The sequence below is a fragment of the Streptomyces niger genome, assembly GCF_000718305.1.
Taxonomy (GTDB): domain Bacteria; phylum Actinomycetota; class Actinomycetes; order Streptomycetales; family Streptomycetaceae; genus Streptomyces; species Streptomyces niger.
The window spans coordinates 23,215-29,477 of the sequence record NZ_JOFQ01000040.1 but is presented as its reverse complement, the minus strand read 5'-3'; the positions used below and the strand labels follow the sequence as shown (position 1 = coordinate 29,477).

The 6,263-nt window shown below is 69.9% G+C and carries 2 protein-coding genes and 1 pseudogene; 2 read left to right on the top strand and 1 reads right to left on the bottom strand.

Annotated elements, in window-relative coordinates; translation table 11 throughout:
• A pseudogene (locus tag IF20_RS36090) lies at positions 1–142 on the top strand (ABC transporter ATP-binding protein); the annotation flags it as partial.
• 76 nt (positions 143–218) lie between these two features.
• Here IF20_RS36090 and IF20_RS36085 read toward each other — a convergent pair.
• Positions 219–5,183 (bottom strand): NAD-glutamate dehydrogenase, encoded by a 4,965-nt coding sequence (locus IF20_RS36085; protein ID WP_052869677.1) that lies wholly within the window; start codon positions 5,181–5,183, stop codon positions 219–221.
• A 478-nt stretch (positions 5,184–5,661) separates the two neighbouring features.
• Here IF20_RS36085 and IF20_RS36080 point away from each other — a divergent pair, with 478 nt between their 5' ends.
• Entirely contained in the window at positions 5,662–6,228 is a 567-nt protein-coding gene (locus tag IF20_RS36080) for a DJ-1/PfpI family protein (protein WP_052869676.1), read from the top strand.
• Positions 6,229–6,263: the final 35 nt, after the last annotated feature.

Genomic DNA, 6,263 nt, shown 5'->3' with positions numbered 1-6,263 from the left:
CACGGTCTTCCTGGTCAGCCACAACAACAAGTCCATCCGGGACACCTGCGACCGGGTGCTGTGGCTGGAGAAGGGCGAGCTCGTCATGGACGGCCCCACCACGGACGTCCTCAAGGAGTACGAGGCCTTCACCAAGAAGTAGCCGCCGGCGGGCGGCAGAAAAGGGGAAGGGCCCCGGAGCGGATGCTCCGGGGCCCTTTCCGTACGGCCCGCGCGGGTCAGCTGTGCTGACGCAGCAGCGTCCGCATCGTGCGCATCGCGACCGAGAGGTTGGCCAGGTCGAAGGAGTCCGAGCCCTCGATCTCCTCCAGGGTGGCCCGCGCCCGGCCCAGGATCGCGGAGTTCTTCTCCTCCCACGCCTTGAACCGCTGCTCCGGCGTGGCGTTGCCGTTGCCCACCGAGAGGACGTCGGCGGTCAGCGCGGCGTGCGCGGCGAACAGGTCCTCGCGGATGGCGGCCCGGGCCATGGACTGCCAGCGGTCGTTGCGCGGCAGCTCCAGGATGCGGTCCAGAAGCTGGTTGATCCGCAGCCGGTCGCCCAGGTCGTAGTAGACCTCGGCGACGTCCAGCGGCTCCTTGCCGGTGCGGTCGGCGATGGCGACGATGTCCAGCGCCGGGAAGACCGACGAGAAGCCCGCCACCCGGTGCGCCACCTCCTCCGGCACGCCCGCCTCGGTCATCTCGCCGAGGATCGACTCGTACCACTCGATGTCGCTGCCCTGCAGCAGCTTGGGCAGCTCGGCCCAGACCGTGGCGACCCGGTCGCGGAAGAAGTCGATGGTGCCGGACAGCTCCAGCGGCTGCGGGCGGTTGTTGAGCAGCCAGCGGGTGCCGCGCTCGACGAGCCGCCGGGAGTGCAGCCGGATGCGGGTCTGCACCTCGGCGGGCACCTTGTTGTCCAGCGCCTCGACGTCGTCCCAGACCCGGCTCAGGTCGAAGATCGCGCGGGCCGCGGTGTGCGCCCGGACGACCTCTTCCAGGGACGCCCCGGTCTCCTCCTGCATGCGGTGCAGGAAGCTCGTGCCACCGCTGTTGACCGTGTCGTTGACCAGCACCGTCGTGGTGATCTCACGGTGCAGGGCGTGCTGGTCGACCTGCTCGGGGAAGCGCTCGCGCAGCGCGGACGGGAAGTACGCGTGCAGCAGGTGCCGGAAGTACGGGTCGTCCGGCAGGTCGGTCTTGATCAGCGCGTCGGCCACCGTGATCTTGGTGTACGCCAGCAGGACCGCGGTCTCCGGCTGGGTCAGGCCCCGGCCGTTGTTCAGCCGCTCCCGGATCTGCCGGTCGGTGGGCAGGAACTCCAGCGCCCGGTCCAGCTGCCCGTCGCGCACCAGGCGGCGCATGAACCGCTGCTGCGCGTGGAGCATGTTCGAGGACTGGGCGATGGCCAGCGACAGGGCGACGTTCTGCGCGTAGTTGTTGCGCAGCACCAGCGAGCCGACCTCGTCGGTCATCTCGGCCAGCAGCTTGTTGCGCTGCTTGACCGTCATGTCCCCGTTGGACACCACGGAGTTCAGCAGAATCTTGATGTTCACCTCGTGGTCGGAGGTGTCCACGCCGGCGCTGTTGTCGATCGCGTCGGTGTTGATCCGGCCGCCGTTCTGGGCGTACTCGATCCGGCCGAGCTGGGTCAGGCCCAGGTTGCCGCCCTCGCCCACGACCTTGACCCGCAGGTCCTGGCCGTCCACGCGGATCGCGTCGTTGGACTTGTCGCCGACGTCCGCGTTCGACTCGGCCGAGGACTTCACGTACGTCCCGATGCCGCCGTTCCACAGCAGGTCCACCGGCGCCTGGAGGATGGCCTTCATCAGGTCGTTCGGGGTCATCTTCGTGACGCCCGCGTCGATGCCCAGCGCGGCACGGACGTGCTGGTTGATCGGGATCGACTTGGCCGTACGCGGGTGGATGCCGCCGCCCTGGGACAGCAGCTCCTTGTTGTAGTCCGCCCACGAGGAGCGGGACAGCTCGAACAGCCGGCGGCGCTCGGCGTACGAGGTGGCCGCGTCCGGGTTCGGGTCGAGGAAGATGTGCCGGTGGTCGAAGGCGGCCACCAGCCGGATGTGCTCGGAGAGCAGCATGCCGTTGCCGAACACGTCACCCGACATGTCGCCGACACCGACGACCGTGAAGTCCTCGGACTGGGTGTCCGTGCCCAGCTCCCGGAAGTGACGCTTGACCGACTCCCACGCGCCGCGGGCCGTGATGCCCATGCCCTTGTGGTCGTAGCCCGCCGAGCCGCCGGAGGCGAACGCGTCGCCCAGCCAGAAGCCGTAGGACTCGGCGACCTCGTTGGCGATGTCGGAGAACTTCGCGGTGCCCTTGTCGGCCGCGACGACGAGGTAGGTGTCGTCCCCGTCGTGCCGGACGACGTCCTGCGGGTGCACGACCTCGCCGCCGACGAGGTTGTCGGTGATGTCCAGCAGACCGGAGATGAAGGTCTTGTACGAGGCGATGCCCTCGGCCAGCCACGCGTCCCGGTCCACCGCCGGGTCCGGCAGCTGCTTGCCGACGAAGCCGCCCTTGGCGCCGACCGGCACGATGACGGTGTTCTTGACCATCTGCGCCTTGACCAGGCCGAGGATCTCCGTACGGAAGTCCTCCCGCCGGTCCGACCAGCGCAGACCACCGCGTGCCACCTTGCCGAACCGCAGGTGGACGCCCTCCACGCGCGGCGAGTACACCCAGATCTCGTACGCCGGGCGGGGCGCCGGCAGGTCCGGGATGGCCTGCGGGTCCAGCTTCAGCGACAGGTAGGCGTGCGGCTCGCCCTTGCTGTCCTTCTGGAAGTGGTTGGTGCGCAGCGTCGCCTTGATGACCGTGAGGAACGAGCGCAGGATGCGGTCCTCGTCCAGCGAGGCCACCTGGTCCAGCGCGCCGTCCAGCTCCTCCAGCAGCCCGTCGATCAGCTCGGTGCCGGCCCGCTGCCGGGCCGGGGCCATCCGCGCCTCGAAGAGGTGGACCAGCAGCCGGGTGGTGTGGACGTTGTAGGAGAGGGTGTCCTCCATGTACGTCTGGCTGAAGGTGGAGCCGGCCTGCCGCAGGTACTTCGCGTACGCGCGCAGCACCATCGCCTGCCGCCAGTCCAGGCCCGCGCCCAGCACCAGCTTGTTGAAGTTGTCGCTCTCCGCGCGGCCCGTCCACACCGCCGTGAAGGCGTCCTGGAAGCGCTCGCGGTAGTCGTCGCCGTTCGGCCGCTCCGGCATCCGCAGGCCGAAGTCGTAGATCCAGGAGCTGGACCGGTCCGAGCAGCGCAGCTCGTGCGGCCGCTCGTCGACCACCTCGACGCCGAGGCGGTTCAGCAGCGGCAGCACCTTCGACAGCGAGACGGGCTCGCCGGTGCGGTAGATCTTGAAGCGGCGCTCGCCCGGGCCTGCGCCGACCGGCTCGTACAGGCTGACCTCGAAGTCGCGGCCCTCCTCGGCGGTGCGCAGCTTCTCCAGGTGCTGGAGGTCGGCGACCGCGGCGCGCGGGGAGTTGTCGGCCTTGTAGCCCTCGGGGAAGGCGTGGGTGTACCGGCGCAGCAGCTCGGCCGCGCGCTCCTCGCCGCACTCGGCGTTCAGCGCCTCGGCGAAACCGTCCTCCCAGGAGCGGGCCGCCTCCACCAGCCGCGCCTCGATGCGGTCCGCGTCGGCGTCGGTCAGGTCCGGCAGCGTGGCACCCGGCGCGACCCGGATGACGAAGTGCAGCCGGGAGAGGATCGACTCGGTGTTCCAGGCCGTGAAGTCGACGCTGGTGCCGCCCAGCTCCTCCTTGAGGATGTCGATCAGGCGCAGCCGGACGCCGGTGGTGTACCGGTCCCGCGGGAGGTAGACCAGCGCGGAGTAGTAGCGCCCGTACTCGTCCTGGCGCAGGTACAGCCGCAGCCGGCGGCGCTCCTGGAGGTAGAGCACGCTGGTGGCGATGGCGCGCAGCCGGTCGACCGGGGTCTGGAACAGCTCGTCGCGCGGGTAGGTCTCCAGGATCTGGAGCAGGTCGCGGCCGTCGTGGCTGTTGGGCGAGAAGCCGGCGCCCTCCAGCACCTCGGTGACCTTGCGGCGGATGACCGGCACGCGGCGGACCGACTCGGTGTACGCGGCGGACGAGAACAGGCCCAGGAAGCGCCGCTCCCCGATGACGTTGCCCTGCGCGTCGAACTTCTTCACGCCGACGTAGTCGAGGTAGGACGGCCGGTGCACGGTCGCGCGGCTGTTGGCCTTGGTCAGGATCAGCAGCTTGTGCTCGCGGGCCTTCTTGCGGGCGTCCTTGGGGAGCCGGTTGAAGGACGGGGAGACGGGGTGGCCCGGGTCGTCCTCGTGGTGCTTGGGGTCCGAGCGGAGGATGCCGAGACCGGTGCCGGGCACGGCGGTGAGCACGTCCTCCTCGCCGTCGGCCTCGCCGGGCGCCGAGGTCAGCTCGTACTCACGGTAGCCGAGGAAGGTGAAGTGGTCGGCGGCCAGCCAGCGCAGCAGCTCGCGGGCCTCCTCCACCTCGCGGTCGCGCAGGTCGTCGGCGGTGGGCTCGGTGGGCAGCTCGTCCGCGATGCGCAGCGCGGAGTCGCGCATCTTCTCCCAGTCCTCGACGGCCTCGCGCACATCGTTGAGGACCCGCAGCAGGTCGGCGGTGATCTGCTTGAGGTCCTCGCGGTCGGTCTCCCGATCGATCTCCACGTGGATCCAGGACTCCACGCGCGCGTCGTGCGGCAGCTCGGCGCCCTTGCCCTTGCCGGGCGTGCCGTGGGCCTCGTCCTCGGCGTCCAGGATCTCGATCAGCTTGCCGGTGACGTCACGCCGGACGACGACCTGCGGGTGGATCACGACGTGGATGCCGCGCCCCTGCCGCGACAGCTCATTCGTGACGGAGTCCACGAGGAACGGCATGTCGTCGGTCACGACCTCGACGACGGAGTGGCTGCAGGTCCAGCCGTTCTCCTCGACGGTCGGGGTGTGCACTCTGACGCTCGCCGTGCCCTGCGGCCGGCTCTCCGCGAGGCGGTAGTGGGAGAGCGCCGCGCCGAAGACGTCGACCGGGTCGCGCCCGGTGAGGTCCTCAGGGGCCGTGTGCAGGTAGTAGCGCTGGAGGTATCCACTGAGGGTGTCCGGGTCCAGGCCCGGTACCGGTGACTGCCCTCCCGCCGGTCCGCTCTCAGCGACCCTGGCGGCCTTCGTGAGCAGCTCGGTCTTGGCTTCGTCCAGCTTGGTCTGCATGTCCTCTGGCTCCTGTCGCGCGCCGTTGCGTGACGTTGTGGAAATGAGTGGAAACGGCATGACGCCGGACCGGCGCGTACGGGAACCCCGGGATGAGCCCGGGACCGTGTCCGGTCGGATTCGACGCTATGCCGCGGTGAGGGGCGACCGGGGCGGAATTGGCCAGATTTGACATTCCCGGCACCTGGTCGACACAGGAATGATCAACGGTCGCCCGGGCACCGTGGTGTCCCGGGCGCGGGGCAGGGGCCTCGACGCCCCCGCGGGTTATCGCGCTGATCACACTGCCAGGCTATCGCTCCTGGCCCGGTGGTCGTCATGGGCCTTGTGTGTACAAAACCACACCCAGTTCTTTGCCGGTATGGACAGAGACACGCCTCGTCCGGTCACTCGGGCCTCCGCACGGGGTCTTGGCAAGCGCTGCCGACCGGAGGACCTTGAGCGGTACGGAGTCGGACGCGAGCCGCGGAGGTACGCCATGGCAGCGAGAATCCTGATCGTGACCGGGGACGCGGCGGAATCCCTGGAGGTCCTGTACCCCTACCAACGGCTGCGCGAGGAGGGCTACGAGGTCCACATCGCCGCCCCGACCCGCAAGACGCTGCGCTTCGTCGTCCATGACTTCGAACCTGGATTCGACACGTACACCGAGAAGCCCGGCTACACCTGGCCGGCCGACCTGGCCTTCTCGGAAGTCGACCCGGGCAGTTACGCCGCCCTGGTGGTCCCCGGCGGCCGGGCCCCCGAATACCTGCGCAACGACGCCGAGCTGCGCAAGGTCGTCAAGGCCTTCTTCGACGCCGACAAGCCGGTCGCCCAGATCTGCCACGGCCCCCTGCTCACGGCGGCGATCGGCCGCCTGGACGGCCGCCGGGTCACCGCCTATCCCGCCCTGGAGATGGACATGCAGGCCGCGGGCGCCGGCTTCCGAGACACCGAGGTCGTCGTCGACGGCACCCTCGTCTCCTCCCGCGCCTGGCCCGACCACGCCGCCTGGATGCGCGAATTCCTGAAGGTACTGCGGGCGAAGGCACCGGCGGGCTGAGGACTCTCCCCGGACGGCCCGCCGTCCGGGGGCCG